The organism is Flavobacterium maritimum, assembly GCF_040049085.1.
Lineage (GTDB): Bacteria > Bacteroidota > Bacteroidia > Flavobacteriales > Flavobacteriaceae > Flavobacterium > Flavobacterium maritimum.
On the sequence record NZ_JBDLZY010000004.1, the window covers coordinates 197,043 to 214,338 of the forward strand.

A 17,296-nucleotide genomic window follows, 5' to 3' on the forward strand; every position below is an offset into this window, starting at 1 on the left:
TTTATATTTTGTAAAAAAGTGATTTTGAAAACATGATTTTCAGTAGAGACGCACTGCAGTGCGTCTCTACTGATTACATTTCGATTAAATTTTAATCCGGTTCATTCATGATTTTTTCACGATACTTCTTCCCTATCAATAATGTTAATTTTTGTTTGTAATCATCCATCAACCATTCACGATAGTTTTTGCTGCATTGGCTTAAACATTTCGAATAGCGTTTGACACGACATTCTATATCTTGTTCTAATTCACGCGACAGTGCTTTTGCTTCCTGTAATTCTTCGGTATTATCCACGCACATGGCGGCATGCTGATCCAAAGATTTTTCGAGAACCACTTTTGAACGTAAATTTTGTTTAATAGCTAATTTATGCTCTTCATCAACATCAAAAGTCACGACTTCGGTTTTACTGAATTTGGCACGCAATTCCGGTGGCATCGAGTATTTGAAATACATTTCGATTTCGGTATCATCACGTAAATTTTCTAAATAAAACTCAGGTGATTTGAAAATGTGTTGCCAGTTTACCGGCTCGCTCCATAAACCAAAACGTGCGGCATTATTTCCTAAGTCAATAACGGTAAATTCGTCTTTATTAGGTAATTTTCGAGAACCACGACCAATCATTTGAAAATATAGAGTCAATGATTTCGTTGCTCTGTTTAAAATAATCGTTTCAACGGTAGGCTCATCAAAACCGGTTGTTAGGATACCTACAGAGGTTAATATGGCGTCCGGAGTATGCTTGAACCAATGTAAAATTTCTTTTCGTTCTTCGTTATTACTGGTGTTGTCAAGGTGACGAATACCGTATCCTGCTTCTCTGAAAGTCTCGTACACATACAGTGAAGTGTTGATTCCGTTATTAAAAATCAAGGTTTTTTTACCTAATGATTTCTCGGTATAGGCATGTAACAATTTTTCCTGCATAGCCATATTGGTATACAAATCGTCGGAAGATTTTACTGTATAATCTCCATTGATACCCACTTTAAGCGAAGTCAAGCCCACGTCATAACTATAGGTTACGGCTTTGGCCAAAAATCCTTTGTCTATTAAAGAACCAATAGCATCCCCCACAATTAACTCATCATAACTTTCATGCATAGGCAATTTGATATTCGAGCTTAAAGGGGTTGCGGTAACACCTAATATAAATGCTTTTTTGAAAGAACTTAATAATTTTCTGAAGGAGTTGTAATGCGCCTCGTCAATAATAACAAGTCCAATATTATCCAAATGCAATTTTTCATCATTGATTCGGTTTTTTAAAGTTTCCACCATGGCAACAAAACAAGAATAATCGTTTTGGTCCGGTAGATCTTTTACTTTACTGTTGATGATTTTGTTTTTTACACCAAAACCTTTTAGCATTTTTGAGGTTTGCTTACAAAGTTCGATTCGATGTGTTAAGACCACAACTTTTTTATCATGTTTAGACAAATAGCGTCTTACAATTTCAGAAAAGACTACTGTTTTTCCTCCACCGGTAGGCAATTGATATAATAAATGATGCTGCTCAGGACCATTGTCTATACGCTGAAAAATGGCATCGATATCCCCTTTTTGATACGCATAAAGTTCTTTTTTGTCTTCTATTTCTATTTCTAAAGTATTTTCCGGCATTGATTTTTGTTGGATTTTTGCAAAAGTACGCCTAAAAAACAGTTTATCCGTTAATTTTAATTTAAAAGAAATAGGACTGATTAAATAAAATTGATTTAGGGGGGCAATTTTAGTAGTCTAATCGCTCTATAATTGCTTGAAATTCTGATTTATTTTTCCACTTTTGGGCTACTGTCTCATCATGAATAGCGATTATTCTTTTTTTAAATTCGGCGAGAATTCCGTTTGAAATTAAGAAAGTTACGGCCTGCTCAAAGGAATTGAACATGCTTTTGTAAAAAAGTTCTTGTTTAATTGTGTTTTCAGACGAGAAAGCTTGGGCGATTTCAATATTGTAGAGCATTACATCTGCAATCACAAAAGGATCAACACCTAAAAGAATGAAGTGTTTGATGTATTTCTGGGCAACAGAACGTCGCATTTTTGGTTTGCTTCGTCTGCCTGAACTTTTTACAGGAAAATATTCATTCGAAATTTTAAGTTTGCATTCCTGCAAAAGCGTTTCTTCTTTTGGATTGAAAACAAAATTATAATACACTTTTACGGGACTGAATTTTTCATACAATTCGATGATTTGCTCTTCGAGTTGTGCTTTATTGAGTTCAGACAGGTATTTTTTTAAATCGCGTTTGCTCATATTAAAAGTTTACTATTACAAAAGTATATTACTTTGTTAATGGATAGATCGAAAATCAATGATATTACTTAATTTTGCGCGCTAAATCACCAAATTTTATTTTTATGCTTAAGTTTTTTAAGATTGTCGCTTTACTTGAAGGGGTTTCCTATCTGGTTTTATTTTCAAATATGCTTTTTGTAAAACCTATTCATTTTGATTTATATAAAACATTATTATTTCCGATAGGAATGTCACATGGTTTATTGTTTGTGGGATACATCATTTTGGCAACTATGCTAAAATTTGAAGACAGTTGGAATATGAAGAAATTTGGATTGGTCTGTGCTGCTTCTGTAGTTCCTTTTGGTACTTTCTTTGTAGAGAAGAAATACCTGAGAAATGTATAAATTTATTGAAAAGTTGTTTACTTTCTTTTATCCTATTTTCAAGAAATGGGGATTGGGAAGCAGCTTTTCAAGTTACCTGAGTCTCATCCTGAATATTGCGATACTTTGTTTTGTTGCCTATGCAATCTATTTAGTATTCCGATTTGTTTTAGTTACCATTATGGCAATTGTCGCGCATAAAACTAAAACTAAATTTGATGATATAATAGTGTCTAATAAGACGGCAAAGTACATTGCTCATTTAATACCATTGCTATTCATTTACAAATCTGTTCCAATAATTTTGGATCGATTTGAATATTGGGAAGGGATTTTCGGAAAATTAGTCAGTACATATATTGTACTACTACTGTTATGGATTATCCGCACCATTTTTAATTCATTAAGAGATTATTTAAAGCAAAAACCACGATTCAGTGATAAACCGATAGACAGTTTTATCCAGGTTATCATGATTGTGCTGTGGATGTTTGGAATTACCGTAATTATATCCAAATTATTTGAGATTAATCAAAGTGAACTCTTGACTATTTTAGGAGCGGTATCTGCCGTAATTATCTTGGTTTTTAGAGATACCATTTTGGGATTTGTAGCCAGTGTGCAGGTAGCCATAAATGATATGGTTCGTATCGGCGATTGGATTACTATGGATAGATATGGTGCGGATGGGGATGTAATCGAAATAAATCTGGCCACAGTTAAAGTTCGAAATTTCGATAATACCACCACCACGATTCCTACCTATAGTTTGATTTCAGATTCTTTCCAAAACTGGCGCGGCATGCTTAATTCTGATGGAAGGCGTATTAAAAGGCATGTTCTTATAAAAACAGGAAGTATTCGTTTTTTAGAGGATTCTGAGTTGAATAATTTGAAGAAAATTGAGCTAATAAGCGCTTATATTGATTCCCGTAAATCAGAAATTGACAACTATAATTCGAGTCATAAAATAGATAAATCTCTTCCTATTAACGGTAGAAACATGACCAACTTTGGATTGTTTCGTAAATACATTACCCAATATTTGCAGCAGCATCCGGGATTAAATAAAGAGATGCTTATGCTTTGTCGCCAATTACAGGCTACTTCTCAAGGAATTCCACTTGAGATTTATGCTTTTTCACATGATAAACGTTTTGAAAACTATGAATATATCATGGCAGATATATTTGATCATGTCACAGCCTCTGTTGGTTATTTTGATTTAGAAATATTTGAATTACCTTCTGGTAATGAGGGTTCTGGGCGTAATGAGGCAATAGGATATTAATCGATTTAAGAACTACTTTTTACAAAATAGATTCCGCAACTAAATTAGCAGTAACATTGTTGCTGCTTTTTTTAGTTAAAAAAAACACCTTTGAAGGAATAGAAATACGAATTAAAAATAAATTTCAGTTTGTAATTACAAACGATCTTTTACATATTCGATTTCTGTTTTTCCATGTGCTTTTGGTTTGCCATCGGGTCCCAAACCTACCATAGTGGTGTTATCTATCGTAATAATTGTTTCGCGTGTCATCATATTTCGGACTTCACATTTTAAAGTAAGGGAAGTGTTTCCAAATTTGACCACATCAATACCAATTTCTACAATATCTCCTTGTTTAGCCGAACTTCTAAAATTGATTTCCGACATGTGCTTGGTAACAATTCTTGAATTTTCTAATTGGATAATGGTGTATAAAGCCAGTTCTTCGTCAATCCAAGCTAATAATTTACCACCAAATAAAGTCCCGTTAGGGTTTAAATCTTCTGGTTTTACCCATTTTCTAGTATGAAATCGCATAATTATATTTTGTTAATGCAAAAATAGTACATTCTTATCGCTATTTTTTCTATTTTTAAAGAAAAAAAGATGAGTCAACGAGATGGTTTTTTAAAGGAATTCCGAGGAGAAACAATTGGTACTGTAACCACTCAATCATCATCTGATGAATTGTTTCAAAATGAAGTCCTACGCCCTATTTTGAAATTACAAAACGATTTGTTTATTGCTTCTTTCGCAAATTATGTAAGTAAAAATAAAATGGATTTTTACACGCTTAGTGCGGAGAAAAAAATGGCAGTGATGGAAAATGCCATTCAAAAAGACATTAAGTTTCGAAATTCTTTAAAAGGGATGGTGATTGGATTATTTACTTCTGATGAATATGCGACCTACATAAAGAATTCTTCCAGCCTGAACAAAAGAATGATGGGCATGTTAATCGAAAGATTGAAAAACCAGGTGCAATTGTTTGAAGTGATTGTCGATTTGTAATCTATCATTAGTTTAATTTACTAAAAAATCCCAATAATTTAAGCGATTATTACAGGGAGGCATAGTTTTGTTTGCATACCAATGATTTTTGAACAGTTTGCTGTTTTTCTAAAAAAATCTTAAACTCTAAAAAATTCAATTCTTTGTTTATAATTTAAAAAATACCAGCTAAATAAGATAAAAATTACCATTTCATTATCATTTTATTATCTATGTATTTTTTGTAATAAATATTTATTAAGCTTAGTTATTTATGTAATTTGCTCTATTTTTTTCATTATAATTGTTAAAAATAAAGCTGTGGTGTCGCCGTGATTTCAAATTGGAATCAAAACTTAAGAATAGCGATTCCTTAAATTCCATCAAAAAACTAATAGTATCAATATGAAAGAAGAATATTTCAAATGGTATTCGCCTAATCTGAACAGAGATATTGAAATGTTAGTTTTTGGACATGCTGGATATCCGGTAATTTTATTCCCCACCTCAATGGGAAGTTTCCATGAAAATAAAGACATGGGGTTGATTGATTCGGCAAAATGGTATATAGAGCAAGGTTTAATACAGGTTTTTTGCCCAGCAAGTATCGATAAAGACAGTTTTTACAATAAGCAGATACATCCTGTTCATCGCATAGAAAATCATGTTTTGTATGACAAAATGATTTGCCATGAAATCGTTGAACGAGTAAAGAACAACAGGTCTTCAGGGAAAGTTGTTGTTGCGGGCTGTAGCTTCGGAGGTTATCATGCAGCTAATTTTGCTTTTCGTCATCCGGGCTATGTAAGTCACCTATTTTCTATGAGTGGCGCATTTAGTATCAAAAGTTTTATGGAAGGTTTTCATAATGATGATGTGTTTTACAATAGTCCGGAAGATTTTTTATATGGCCTCAATGATCACGAATTATGGAATATGGATATTGTTCTGGGTACTTCGAACTGGGACATTTGTTTTGATGCGAATCTAAAATTAAACAAAGTGCTAAGTGATAGAGATATACAGCATTGGTTGGATATCAGGCCAGACAGGGAACACGATTGGCCTGTATGGAAAGAGATGTTTCCTCATTATTTATCACGAGTTAAGTTCTTTTAAAAATAGAGAAGATGAAAAAAATCGGAATTTTATTTGGAATGGAAGACACCTTTCCGCAGGCATTTATAGACAGGGTAAATTCAAAAAATGAAAAAGGAATTATTGCCGAAGCGGTTGCAATTGATAAAGTAGTTCAGAATCAGGGAGGGGAATATGCGGTGATTATTGATCGAATTTCTCAGGATGTTCCTTTTTATCGTGCTTATTTAAAAAATGCTGCTCTAATGGGGACTAATGTTATCAATAATCCATTCTGGTGGAGTGCCGATGATAAGTTTTTCAATAATGCTTTGGCAGATACACTGGGAGTCCCGCTGCCGAATACCGTCATTCTTCCTTCGGCAGAACATCCGACAGATACTACGGAGAAGTCATTTAGAAACCTGAAATACCCCATGGATTGGCAGGCTATTTTTGATTACGTAAAATTTCCAGCTTATATGAAACCTTATGCTGGTGGTGGTTGGAAAAATGTGTATCGTCTGGAAAATAAAGAAGAGTTTTGGGAAAAGCATCAGGAAACAGGGCAATTAGTGATGTTATTGCAGGAAGAAATTGTTTTTACAGAGTATTTCAGAGTATACTGTCTGGGATGTAAAGCAGTCCGGATTATGCAGTACGAACCCCGAAATCCGCATCATTTGCGCTATGTAATTGATGGGCCGCCTGTCAATAAGAAATTATTAGCAACCATTAAAGACTATACATTGCGTCTTTGTAAAGGTTTGGGCTATGACTTTAATACTGTTGAATTTGCGGTACGTGACGGAATTCCTTACGCCATAGATTTTGGAAATCCTGCCCCAGATGCAGAGCTTACTTCTGTTGGAGCAGAGAACTTTGAATGGGTAGTCGAAGAGGCCGCAAAAATGGCTATCGCTGCCGCAAAAAAGCAAAAACCCGGTAAAATCAACTTGACCTGGGGAGACTTTATTAAAGAAGCTGTTGCCGGAAAATAATATATAAGTTCAGATTAGAAATAGGGTCTGAATGAAACTCTTGGAAAAGAGAATTGTTTAAAAAATTACGAAAATGAAAAAGTTACCAGTTTTTACACTTGGTGTTGAGGAAGAATATCAGATTATAGATCCTGTTACCAGAGATCTGCGTTCGCATTTGTCGAAAATTGTGGATGGCGCTAAAATCATATTAAACGAGCAGGTAAAAGCCGAAATGCATCAATCGGTTGTGGAAGTGGGCACCAATATTTGCACAAATGTGGCTGAAGCTAAATGCGAAATCAAATTTTTGAGATCCAAGATTGTTGAATTGGCTGACAAGCAAGGTTTGATTGTAGGCGGCGCAGGAACACATCCTTTTTCTAAGTGGCAAGATCAGCCTATTACAGATGACCCGCGATATCATGATATTGTAAATGAATTGCAGGATGCAGCACGTTCCAATTTGATTTTCGGGATGCATTGTCATGTGGGTATCGAAAATCGCGAAATTGGATTGCAATTAATGAATCAGGCAACCTATTTTTTGCCACATATATTTGCCCTTTCTACCAACTCCCCTTTTTGGGAAGGAAGACAAACCGGATACAAATCGTTTAGAACTAAAGTTTTTGATAAATTTCCAAGAACGGGATTACCGGAATATTTTGATTCGGTGAGTTCATACGAGAATTATTTGGATACCTTGGTTAAAACAAATTGTATTGATAATCCCAAGAAAATATGGTGGGATTTGCGTTTGCATCCGTTTTACAATACCATCGAATTCAGAATTTGTGATATGTGTTTGACTGTTGATGAGACGATGTGTATCGTGGCCATTATTCAAGCTATTGTAGCTAAGTTGTACAAGCTGAACATGAATAATACCAGTTTTAATATCTATCGTTTGGCTTTGATTAAAGAAAATAAATTTCGTGCGGCCCGCTACGGAATTGATAACAATATGATTGATTTTGGCTTACAAAAAGAGGTAGAGACCAGATTGCTTATTTTGGAATTATTAGAATTTATCGATGATGTGGTGGATGAATTGGGAAGCCGTGATGATATTAATTTTGTACATGAAATATTGAAGAGCGGAACTGGTGCTGACAAACAATTGACTGTTTTTCAGGAAACGAATGATTTATCTAAAGTAGTCGATTTTATCACCGGGGAATTTACCAAGGGGCTATAAATCAGAAAGTGAATCGCTGATGTTATTTCGATATATTTGCAATGTTTTATAAAGATAGTTTGATGAGTGAGAAGGTTATAAAAATAGCGCTTTTAGATATGTATAACGGAGAGCCCAATCAGGGAATGAGGTGTATTATTGATATTATAAAGCGATTTACTCCGGTTGTTAGTTTTGAGATTTTTGACGTAAGAAGAAAAAAGGAATTACCGGCTATTGAAAAATTTGATATTTATATTTCTTCCGGAGGGCCCGGAAATCCATTGATTGGAGATGGTGACTGGGATTTGAAATATTATGAATTTCTGGATGCATTGAATATCTGGAATTCGAAAAATGACAGAAAAAAACATGTGTTGTTTATTTGTCATTCCTTTCAAATGGCTTGTTTGCATTTTGGATTGGCAACTGTGACCAAACGAAATGATACTTCGTTTGGAGTAATGACCATTCATAAAACCAAAGAAGGAACTACTGATCCTCTTTTTGAAGGTTTAGCAGATCCATTTTATGCTATTGATTCGAGAGATTATCAAGTGGTACAGCCTAAACTAAGTGTTTTTGCCAAGAAAGGAGCTAAGATTCTTTCACTTGAAAAAATTCGAGACCATGTACAATACGAACGGGCAATTATGGCAGTTCGTTTTACAGACTATTTTGTTGGAACCCAATTTCATCCGGAAGCTGATCCCATAAGTTTTGTTTCGTCCCTAAGAAATAAAGAAACAAAAGATAAAATTAGAGCGATGAAAGGAAAAAGAAAGTTCAGAAACATGCTCGAAGATTTATTGGATGACGATAAAATTTACAGAACGAATGAGACCTTGATTCCTAATTTTCTTCGTTCCGCTATAAATAACCTATTGAAAACAGAGAAAACACTATCTAATTAATAAATCCAACCGTGCATGATTTCAAAATATAGGGAGTTGTTTAATGCCCAATTTACAGAACAAAAATATCAGGAATTTAAAGATGATATTGCTTCCGATTTTGATTACATGCCCACTTTCCGAATAGGAGAAACACCTTTCTTTATCTCAAATGAGTTAAAAAGCCAGTTGATTGAAGGTTCAAATGAAGTTATAGCATTAATTAAACGAGAAGACTTTAAGTGTTTAACAGATAAGTCTTTAGAATTAAATCATAAAGTACCAAATGAGGACGAACACACTACATTTTTGGCAATTGATTTTGGAATATGTGAAGAAGATGGGCTTGTTATTCCGAAATTGATTGAAGTCCAGGGATTTCCTTCTTTGTATAATTATCAGATTAATTTGTACGAAAAATTTAAGAAGCATTATCCTTTTCTATCGGAACTGACCCCTTTTATTAACGGAATAGATTCTAAAGAATTTCTGTCGATTCTTGAAGAAGCAATTTGTAACAATCATCCCAAAGAAAATGTTATTCTGCTTGAAATAGAGCCAGAAAAGCAAAACACAAAAATTGATTTTTACTACTGTAGAAGAGATATTGGTATTCCGATAGTGTGTGTTACCGATATAATTAAAAAAGGCAAACAGCTTTTTTATAAAAACTCAGAAAACCAAGAAATTCTTATAAAAAGAATTTACAACCGTGTTATTTTTGACGAATTAGACTTAAGGACCGATTTGAAGCTTGATTTCCATTTCTCTGATGATCTTGATGTGGAATGGGCTGGTCATCCCAATTGGTTTTTCCGAATCAGCAAGTTTATTTTACCTTACCTAAAAGGAAAATATTTTATAGAAACCACCCTCTTAAGTGAGCTTAAGGAAATTCCTGAGGATTTAGAGAATTATGTATTGAAACCTCTATTTTCTTTCTCAGGAACCGGAGTTATTTTTCATGTCAAAAAAGAAGATATTGAAGCAGTGGTTGATAAAGAGCTTTACATTCTGCAAAAGAAAGTGAATTATATCCCAATCGTGCAATCTCCTGATGGGAAAGTAAAAGCGGAGGTACGTGTACTCTGCGTTTGGAAAAAAGGTGATTCATCTCCTACTCTACTTTGTAATTTGGCGCGATTGAGTCGTGGTGAAATGATAGGAGTGAAATTCAATCAAGATAAAGATTGGGTTGGTGGTACTTTGGCATTATTTGAAAGATAAAAGGTGTTATACATTTATCATTTTTAGAAGTGCGTTTTTTATTTTGAATAGTTGACCCGCTTTTGGCTTCAAATATTTTTTACATAAATCTTCTTTTTTATAATTTGTTGCAGTTTTCTTTCTAAATTAGTGACTTATTCTAATGAGGCTTTTTTTTAAGTCTTTTTCTATCTTAAAATGTCATTTTAACGCAATGATATTCGAAATGCGGATATTTATTTTGTTTTTAATAAGTTTAAACTTACAATATGCAATCTAAAAACAGTCTGTTTTTTGTCAGATCAACCATTCTAATTATTGAAAAGATAATTTTCTCTTATTTTTAATTAATTATGAATAGTGTTTAATGAATTTTTAAAAGTGATTTCCTTAATAATTTATAAATTATTTAATTCTACCAATAATTTAACATTAAAAAAATGAATCTGTCTTTTTTTTATTTATTATTGTAAGGATGTAATAATTACATAATTTTTAATATTTATTAATACTATTAATAATTAACCAAATGAATAGACGGGAAGCACTAAAAAAAGTGGCATTTTTAATGGGAGGCGCAATTTCTGCGACTACAATGGGCGTTTTATTTGAAAGTTTTACTGTTCTGGAAAAAGATAGAAACTTCGTTTCGTTTTCTGCAACAGATGAAGAAATTTTGGCTGAATTTGCCGATATTATTTTACCGACTACGCAATCTTCTCCCGGAGCGAAAGCTGCAGGACTTGGCGCTTTTATTCCTATGATGATAAAAGATTGTTATCCTGCTGAAATGCAAGAAATTTTTGCTTCAGGAATGAAAGCCATGCAAGCAAAATGCTTAAAAGATTTCAATAAAGATTTCTTAACTATGACAATCGAAGAACGTCAGAAATTAATGAAAGATTTAACTGCAGAAGCAATCGCTACAGAGAAAGCTCCTTCTTTCTTCTTATTAGCAAGAGATTTGACTATTCTTGGATATTTCTCTTCAGAAATTGGTTGTACACAAGCTCGTGAATACCTTCCTGTTCCCGGCAGATATGATGGTAATGCAGAATACAAGCCTGGACAAAAAGCTTGGGCTACCAATTAATAATTATCGATCTATTCGTTTAAAAATATTTTAAAAATCAAAACTTACTACACGTGAATATAAATACCAATTTAAAAGAACAAAATACCTATGACGCGATTGTTGTAGGATCAGGAATAAGTGGTGGTTGGGCAGCAAAAGAACTTACTGAAAAAGGTTTGAAAGTTTTGATGTTGGAACGCGGAATGAACATTGAGCATGTTAAAGATTATGAATCGGCAATGAAAGCTCCGTGGGAATTTCAACATGCCGGGAAACTTACGCAAGAGCAAAAAAGAACACATCCTGTACAGACGCGTGATTATCCTTATAACGAAGCTACCGAAAAATGGTGGGTAAATGATTTGGAATGCCCGTATACCGAAGACAAACGTTTTGACTGGTACAGAGGATTTCATGTGGGAGGAAAATCATTAATGTGGGGACGTCAAAGTTACCGTTTCAGTGATCACAATTTTGAAGATAATTTAAAAGATGGTCATGGTAATGACTGGCCTATTCGTTATAAAGATCTGGAAAAATGGTATGATTATGCAGAGAAATTTGCTGGAATCAGTGGACAGGCAGAAAATTGGCCTTTATTACCAGATGGTCAGTTCCTTCCTCCTATGGATATGAACTGTGTTGAAAAATCGGTTAAGGAAAGAATTGAAAAGCATTATAATAAAACCAGAATCATGACTATTGGCCGTACTGCTAACTTAACAGTTCCTCATAATGGTCGTGGCAGTTGTCAATATAGAAATTTATGTAGTCGTGGTTGTCCGTTTGGAGCTTATTTCAGTACACAATCTGCGACACTTCCAGCTGCAATGGCAACGAAACGATTAACGGTAAGACCTTACTCTATTGTGAATCATATCATTTATGATAAAGACACCAAGAAGGCAAAAGGAGTTATGGTTATTGATGCAGAAACCAATGAAACAATGGAGTTTTACGCTAAGATTGTTTTTGTAAATGGTTCTACACTTGGATCCACTTTTATTTTATTGAATTCTACTTCAGAAGCACATCCAAATGGATTGGGTAATGCCAGTGGACAATTAGGACATAATTTGATGGATCACCATTTCCGTTGCGGTGCAGAAGCAACTGCAGAAGGATTTGAAGATAAATACACTTACGGAAGAAGAGCCAATGGAATTTATATTCCAAGATATCAAAACGTAGGCAATGATAAAAGAGATTATTTAAGAGGATTTGGATATCAGGGAGGCGCCAGCCGAGGATCATGGCATAAAGAAGTTGCCGAATTAGCTTTTGGTGGTGATTTCAAAGAAACCATGTCACGTCCTGCAGATTCTTGGAGCATGGGATTAGGTGGATTTGGAGAAATGTTGCCTTACTATGAAAATAAAGTTTACATTGATCATTCTAAAAAAGATAAATGGGGACAACCAGTTTTAGCTATTGATTGCGAGTACAAAGAGAATGAGGCAAAAATGCGCGAAGACATGATGAATGATGCTGCCGAAATGCTTGAAGCAGCCGGAATGAAAAATGTTAGAACTTATGATAATGATTGCTATCCTGGTATGGCGATTCATGAAATGGGAACGGCCAGAATGGGTAACGATCCTAAAACATCTGTTTTAAACAAATGGAATCAAATGCATGAGGTAAACAATGTGTTTGTTACAGATGGTTCTTGTATGCCTTCAATTGCATGCCAAAATCCATCCTTAACGTTCATGGCATTGACCGCTCGTGCTTGTGATTACGCAGTAAAAGAATTAAAGAAGAAAAATATCTAGGTTCCTTATTATGAGAAAATTAAGAATGGGTATGGTCGGTGGTGGCCAAGATGCTTTTATCGGTGCAATCCACCGCTTAGCCGCTAATATGGACGGTTTAATAGAATTAAGTTGTGGTGCCTTAAGCATCAATCCTGAAACGGCTGTAGCATCAGGGAAAGCTTTGTTTCTTCCGGAGTCAAGGACATATTTGACTTATGAAGAAATGATTAAAGCAGAAGCAGCCTTACCTGTCGATGAAAGAATAGATTTTGTAACTATTGTGACACCAAACTTTGCCCATTTTGCACCTGCAATGATGGCTTTGGATTATGGGTTTAATGTGGTTATCGAAAAACCGATCACTTTTTCATTAGAGGAAGCAAAATTGTTAGAACAAAAAATAAAAGAAACAGGTCTGATACTTTGTTTGACCCATACCTATTCCGGTTACCCAATGGTGAAACAAGCGAAAGCTATGGTCAGAGAAGGGAAACTGGGAAAAATACGTAAAGTATGGGTTGAATATCCACAGGGATGGCTAAGTAAATTATCTGAAAGAGAAGGAAACGCACAAGCGGCTTGGAGAACAGATCCTAAAAAATCTGGAAAAAGTTCTGTCATGGGCGATATTGGTACCCACGCAGCCCATTTAGCCGAATACATAACAGGAGCTAAAATTACAGATGTTTGTGCTGAACTGAATACTTTAGTGGAGGGACGTGTAATGGATGATGACGGAGCAGTACTTTTAAAATTTGATAATGGTGCTAAAGGTGTTTTGATGGCCTCTCAGGTTGCCGCAGGTGAAGAAAACGCATTAAGAATCAGAGTGTATGGTGAAAAAGGCGGAATTGAATGGTTTCAGCATGATCCAAACACTTTGATGGTAAGATGGTTGGAAGAGCCGGCACAGATTTTAAGAGCCGGTGGAAATTATGGTGCCCATTTGTCTTCATTTGCAACTCATAATTGCCGTACTCCTGGCGGACATCCGGAAGGTTATTTAGAAGCATTTGCTAATATCTATCGCAACTTTGCATTGACATTAGGATGTAAATTAGACGGAAAAGAACCTACACCTGAAATGTTAGACTTTCCTTCTGTTGAAGACGGATTAAGAGGTATGGCGTTTATTGATAATGTTGTAGCTTCAGCGCAGTCCGATAAAAAATGGACTCCTTACGTTTTATAATAAATGGGCATTCAAAAAGTTTAGACAAAGTATAATATGACAACAATACAAGGACCTGCAGTTTTTCTGGCACAGTTTATTAGTAATGAAGCTCCTTTTAATTCCTTGGATGGAATTTGTAAATGGGCAGCTGATTTAGGTTTCAACGGAATTCAAATGCCAACATTAGATTCCCGTTTTATCGATTTGCAAAAAGCAGCAGAAAGTAAAACCTATGCCGATGAGTTGACCGGAAAGATGGCTTCTTATGGATTACAAATTACAGAATTATCTACTCATCTACAAGGACAGTTAGTGGCGGTTCATCCTGCTTATGATGATTTTTTTGACGGTTTTGCACCTGCACATCTTCGAGGAAATCCAAAAGCAAGACAAGAATGGGCTGTCCAGCAATTAAAATATGCTGCAAAGGCTTCTCAAAATTTAGGGTTAAATGCACACGCCACTTTTAGTGGCTCTTTGCTTTGGCAATATTTCCACCCTTGGCCACAGCGTCCTCCGGGTTTAATTGAAGAAGGATTTGCGGAATTAGCCAACCGTTGGTTACCTATCTTAAATGAATTTGATAACAATGGTGTGGATGTTTGCTATGAGATTCACCCGGGAGAAGATTTATTTGATGGAGAAACGTATGAGATGTTTTTAAAAGCAGTGAATAATCATTCCAGAGCCTGCTTATTATATGATCCGTCCCATTTTGTTTTACAGCAGTTGGATTATATCCAATACATCGATTTTTATCATGAACGAATTAAAGCTTTTCATGTTAAGGATGCCGAGTTTAATCCTACGGGAAAACAAGGAACATTTGGAGGTTATCAAAGTTGGGCAAATCGTGCAGGACGGTATCGTTCACCAGGGGACGGGCAAATTGATTTCAAAACAATCTTTAGTAAATTAGCTCAATATGATTATAAAGGTTGGGCGGTTATGGAATGGGAATGTTGTATCAAAAATCAGGAAGATGGCGCTCGTGAAGGTGCTGAATTTATAAAAAACCACATTATAAAAGTAACAGACAAAGCGTTTGATGACTTTGCTGCCGTGGATACTAACAGGGAATTGAACAGAAAAAATTTAGGATTATAAAAATATAAAAAACATGAAACTTACTTATTTATTATTAGGTGCTGCGATGATTACTTTAACTTCTTTTTCTAAAGACAATTTTGAAGAAAAATACAGCAAAAAAACGAATACTATTGAACAACAATCAGATGGAGAAAAATTAATCTCTAAAATGGATTGTGTGGGTTGTCACAAATTGGACAAAAAATTAATAGGTCCCTCCTATTTAGACATTGCAAAAAAATATCCATTGAATGACAAAAACATCAATTACCTTTCAAATAAAATTATTAAAGGAGGATCAGGTGTTTGGGGAACTGTTCCTATGGCGGCGCATTCTACTTTAAAAAAGGATGATGCCAAAAGTATTGCTAAATATATCTTGTCTTTAAAAAAATAAGTAATTAGTAGTTACTTATTTCTATTTGACTTTTTAATAATCTAAAACGAAATCTCATTTATTGTCTTGTTTTTATATTGACAAACTTAACCCCCATTTAAAATAAATGAAAAAAGAAGAAGAAAAGAAAATTACCAATAATCGTCGTGATTTCATAAAAACAGGTGCTTTGGCAGCTGCAGCATTCATGATTGTTCCTCGTCATGTTTTAGGAAGGGGATTTGTTGCACCAAGCGATCGTTTAATAATAGCTGGTATCGGTGTTGGTGGAAAAGGAAAGTCGGATATTGCCATGTTTGATAAAAGTGGAAAAGCAAATATTGCTTTTTTATGTGATGTGGATACCAGGAGAGCGGCTGCCAGTGTAGCAGCATTTCCTAAAGCCAAATTTTATAAAGATTGGCGTGAAATGTTAGACAAAGAACATAAGCACTTCGATGCTGTTTCAGTGTCAACTCCAGATCACAACCATGCTATTCAAGCTTTGGCAGCCATGCAATTAGGAAAACATGTGTATGTTCAGAAACCATTGACTCATGATATTTATGAGGCACGTATTTTGACTCAAGCAGCCAAAAAATACAAAGTGGTAACTCAGATGGGGAATCAAGGAGCTTCTAATGATGGCACAAGAATAATGAAAGAATGGTATGAAGCCGATTTAATTGGAGATGTTCATACAATACATGCCTGGACCGATCGTCCGGTTTGGCCACAAGGAATTCCTTGGTCAACCAATATAGCTGAAATTCCAAAAGAATTAGATTGGGATTTATGGTTAGGAACTGCTCCAAAAAAAGAATATGTTGACAAATTAGTTCCATTTAATTGGCGCGGATGGTGGGATTATGGTACAGGTGCTTTGGGAGACATGGGATGTCACTTACTTGAGGCTCCTTTTAGTGTATTGAATTTAAAATATGCCAAAGATGTGCAATGCAGTGTAGGTTCTGTTTATGTTGATGAGTTTAAAAGAGGATATTTTCCGGAAAGTTGCCCGCCTTCAAGTCACGTAACTTTAACTTTTCCAAAAACGGAAAAAACAAAAGGAGATGTTACAGTGCATTGGATGGACGGTGGTATTCAGCCAGAAAGACCTACAGAGTTAGGACCAAATGAAATTTTTGGAGATGGCGGTAACGGGACATTATTTATTGGAACAAAAGGAAAAATGATGTGTGATACTTACGGTTTGAATCCACGATTACTTCCACTTAGCAAAAATGAAAATCTTAACGTAGCTCAAAAATACACCAGAGTTCAAGACGGTTCAGAAGGTCATTATAGACAATGGATTGAAGGTGCTATCGCAGGTTACGGTAAAAAGGAATTGAGTTCTCCTTTTGAAATTGCCGGTCCTTTAACAGAAGCATTGTTAATGGCTAATTTGGCTATCAGAGGATATGATGTGATGAGAGAAGAGCTGGGAGAAGAAGTGTATCCAGGACGTTCTGCCAAATTATTATGGGATAATGAGGCTATGAGAATTACAAACTTTGATGAGGTAAATCAATTTGTAAAAAGAGATTATCGTGAAGGTTGGAAAGCTTTAACTTTATAAATCATATCC

General features: G+C 34.9%; 17 protein-coding genes. 14 read left to right on the forward strand and 3 right to left on the reverse strand.

What is annotated here, in order from left to right; translation table 11 throughout:
* Window positions 1-91 precede the first annotated feature (91 nt).
* Both ABEB23_RS10220 and ABEB23_RS10225 read right to left on the reverse strand, forming a co-directional pair.
* Complete coding sequence (locus tag ABEB23_RS10220; protein ID WP_348812496.1) at window positions 92-1,630, reverse strand: DEAD/DEAH box helicase; 1,539 nt, start codon at window positions 1,628-1,630, stop codon at window positions 92-94.
* Window positions 1,631-1,739: 109 nt separating this feature from the next.
* Window positions 1,740-2,267 carry a DUF6155 family protein gene (locus ABEB23_RS10225; protein WP_348812497.1) on the reverse strand — a complete coding sequence of 176 codons (528 nt, stop codon included), beginning with the start codon at window positions 2,265-2,267 and terminating at the stop codon, window positions 1,740-1,742.
* Window positions 2,268-2,371: 104 nt separating this feature from the next.
* On the opposite strand from ABEB23_RS10225, the gene ABEB23_RS10230 reads away from it, so the two are divergent.
* Window positions 2,372-2,656: a DUF3817 domain-containing protein gene (locus tag ABEB23_RS10230; RefSeq protein ID WP_348812498.1), complete on the forward strand. Its 285-nt coding sequence runs from the start codon at window positions 2,372-2,374 to the stop codon at window positions 2,654-2,656.
* Entirely contained in the window at window positions 2,649-3,926 is a 1,278-nt protein-coding gene (locus tag ABEB23_RS10235) for a mechanosensitive ion channel family protein (protein ID WP_348812499.1), read from the forward strand. Before ABEB23_RS10230 ends, ABEB23_RS10235 begins: the two co-directional genes overlap by 8 nt.
* Before the next feature lie 135 nt (window positions 3,927-4,061).
* On the opposite strand, the gene ABEB23_RS10240 is transcribed toward ABEB23_RS10235, so the two are convergent.
* Window positions 4,062-4,445 carry an acyl-CoA thioesterase gene (locus tag ABEB23_RS10240; protein ID WP_348812500.1) on the reverse strand — a complete coding sequence of 128 codons (384 nt, stop codon included), beginning with the start codon at window positions 4,443-4,445 and terminating at the stop codon, window positions 4,062-4,064.
* Window positions 4,446-4,514: 69 nt separating this feature from the next.
* Between ABEB23_RS10240 and ABEB23_RS10245 the strand changes: the two genes are divergently transcribed.
* The 12 genes from ABEB23_RS10245 (at window position 4,515) to ABEB23_RS10300 (ending at window position 17,287) form a co-directional block, all read left to right on the forward strand.
* Window positions 4,515-4,919 (forward strand): glyoxalase, encoded by a 405-nt coding sequence (locus tag ABEB23_RS10245; protein ID WP_348812501.1) that lies wholly within the window; start codon window positions 4,515-4,517, stop codon window positions 4,917-4,919.
* Window positions 4,920-5,303: 384 nt separating this feature from the next.
* A complete protein-coding gene (locus tag ABEB23_RS10250) occupies window positions 5,304-6,017 on the forward strand; it encodes an esterase family protein (protein ID WP_348812502.1) in 714 nt (237 codons plus the stop codon).
* An 11-nt stretch (window positions 6,018-6,028) separates the two neighbouring features.
* Entirely contained in the window at window positions 6,029-6,976 is a 948-nt protein-coding gene (locus ABEB23_RS10255; RefSeq protein ID WP_348812503.1) for an ATP-grasp domain-containing protein, read from the forward strand.
* A 73-nt stretch (window positions 6,977-7,049) separates the two neighbouring features.
* Complete coding sequence (locus ABEB23_RS10260) at window positions 7,050-8,156, forward strand: carboxylate-amine ligase (protein WP_348812504.1); 1,107 nt, start codon at window positions 7,050-7,052, stop codon at window positions 8,154-8,156.
* A 62-nt stretch (window positions 8,157-8,218) separates the two neighbouring features.
* Window positions 8,219-9,049: a type 1 glutamine amidotransferase gene (locus tag ABEB23_RS10265; RefSeq protein WP_348812505.1), complete on the forward strand. Its 831-nt coding sequence runs from the start codon at window positions 8,219-8,221 to the stop codon at window positions 9,047-9,049.
* 15 nt (window positions 9,050-9,064) lie between these two features.
* Window positions 9,065-10,255: a hypothetical protein gene (locus tag ABEB23_RS10270; RefSeq protein WP_348812506.1), complete on the forward strand. Its 1,191-nt coding sequence runs from the start codon at window positions 9,065-9,067 to the stop codon at window positions 10,253-10,255.
* 508 nt (window positions 10,256-10,763) lie between these two features.
* On the forward strand, window positions 10,764-11,327 hold the full coding sequence (locus ABEB23_RS10275; RefSeq protein ID WP_348812507.1) for a gluconate 2-dehydrogenase subunit 3 family protein: 564 nt from the start codon (window positions 10,764-10,766) through the stop codon (window positions 11,325-11,327).
* A gap of 53 nt (window positions 11,328-11,380) precedes the next feature.
* Window positions 11,381-13,084, forward strand: coding sequence for a GMC oxidoreductase (locus ABEB23_RS10280; RefSeq protein ID WP_348812508.1), 1,704 nt, complete (start codon window positions 11,381-11,383; stop codon window positions 13,082-13,084).
* A 10-nt stretch (window positions 13,085-13,094) separates the two neighbouring features.
* The gene (locus tag ABEB23_RS10285) at window positions 13,095-14,258 is read left to right on the forward strand and encodes a Gfo/Idh/MocA family protein (protein ID WP_348812509.1); all 1,164 of its coding nucleotides are present in this window, start codon (window positions 13,095-13,097) and stop codon (window positions 14,256-14,258) included.
* A gap of 36 nt (window positions 14,259-14,294) precedes the next feature.
* A complete protein-coding gene (locus ABEB23_RS10290; RefSeq protein ID WP_348812510.1) occupies window positions 14,295-15,347 on the forward strand; it encodes a sugar phosphate isomerase/epimerase family protein in 1,053 nt (350 codons plus the stop codon).
* Between the two features lie 13 nt (window positions 15,348-15,360).
* Window positions 15,361-15,726, forward strand: a complete 366-nt coding sequence (locus ABEB23_RS10295) for a c-type cytochrome (protein WP_348812511.1) — start codon at window positions 15,361-15,363, stop codon at window positions 15,724-15,726.
* A 106-nt stretch (window positions 15,727-15,832) separates the two neighbouring features.
* A complete protein-coding gene (locus ABEB23_RS10300; RefSeq protein ID WP_348812512.1) occupies window positions 15,833-17,287 on the forward strand; it encodes a Gfo/Idh/MocA family protein in 1,455 nt (484 codons plus the stop codon).
* The last annotated feature ends 9 nt before the right edge of the window (window positions 17,288-17,296 follow it).

Bases quoted from the DNA above. Each gene is read 5' to 3' on its own strand.
- ABEB23_RS10240 (WP_348812500.1), bottom strand. From the start codon at position 4,445: ATGCGATTTCATACTAGAAAATGGGTAAAACCAGAAGATTTAAACCCT.
- ABEB23_RS10250 (WP_348812502.1), top strand. From the start codon at position 5,304: ATGAAAGAAGAATATTTCAAATGGTATTCGCCTAATCTGAACAGAGAT.
- ABEB23_RS10245 (WP_348812501.1), top strand. From the start codon at position 4,515: ATGAGTCAACGAGATGGTTTTTTAAAGGAATTCCGAGGAGAAACAATT.
- ABEB23_RS10225 (WP_348812497.1), bottom strand. From the start codon at position 2,267: ATGAGCAAACGCGATTTAAAAAAATACCTGTCTGAACTCAATAAAGCA.
- ABEB23_RS10285 (WP_348812509.1), top strand. From the start codon at position 13,095: ATGAGAAAATTAAGAATGGGTATGGTCGGTGGTGGCCAAGATGCTTTT.
- ABEB23_RS10255 (WP_348812503.1), top strand. From the start codon at position 6,029: ATGAAAAAAATCGGAATTTTATTTGGAATGGAAGACACCTTTCCGCAG.
- ABEB23_RS10220 (WP_348812496.1), bottom strand. From the start codon at position 1,630: ATGCCGGAAAATACTTTAGAAATAGAAATAGAAGACAAAAAAGAACTT.
- ABEB23_RS10275 (WP_348812507.1), top strand. From the start codon at position 10,764: ATGAATAGACGGGAAGCACTAAAAAAAGTGGCATTTTTAATGGGAGGC.
- ABEB23_RS10260 (WP_348812504.1), top strand. From the start codon at position 7,050: ATGAAAAAGTTACCAGTTTTTACACTTGGTGTTGAGGAAGAATATCAG.
- ABEB23_RS10300 (WP_348812512.1), top strand. From the start codon at position 15,833: ATGAAAAAAGAAGAAGAAAAGAAAATTACCAATAATCGTCGTGATTTC.
- ABEB23_RS10235 (WP_348812499.1), top strand. From the start codon at position 2,649: ATGTATAAATTTATTGAAAAGTTGTTTACTTTCTTTTATCCTATTTTC.
- ABEB23_RS10295 (WP_348812511.1), top strand. From the start codon at position 15,361: ATGAAACTTACTTATTTATTATTAGGTGCTGCGATGATTACTTTAACT.
- ABEB23_RS10290 (WP_348812510.1), top strand. From the start codon at position 14,295: ATGACAACAATACAAGGACCTGCAGTTTTTCTGGCACAGTTTATTAGT.
- ABEB23_RS10270 (WP_348812506.1), top strand. From the start codon at position 9,065: ATGATTTCAAAATATAGGGAGTTGTTTAATGCCCAATTTACAGAACAA.
- ABEB23_RS10230 (WP_348812498.1), top strand. From the start codon at position 2,372: ATGCTTAAGTTTTTTAAGATTGTCGCTTTACTTGAAGGGGTTTCCTAT.
- ABEB23_RS10265 (WP_348812505.1), top strand. From the start codon at position 8,219: ATGAGTGAGAAGGTTATAAAAATAGCGCTTTTAGATATGTATAACGGA.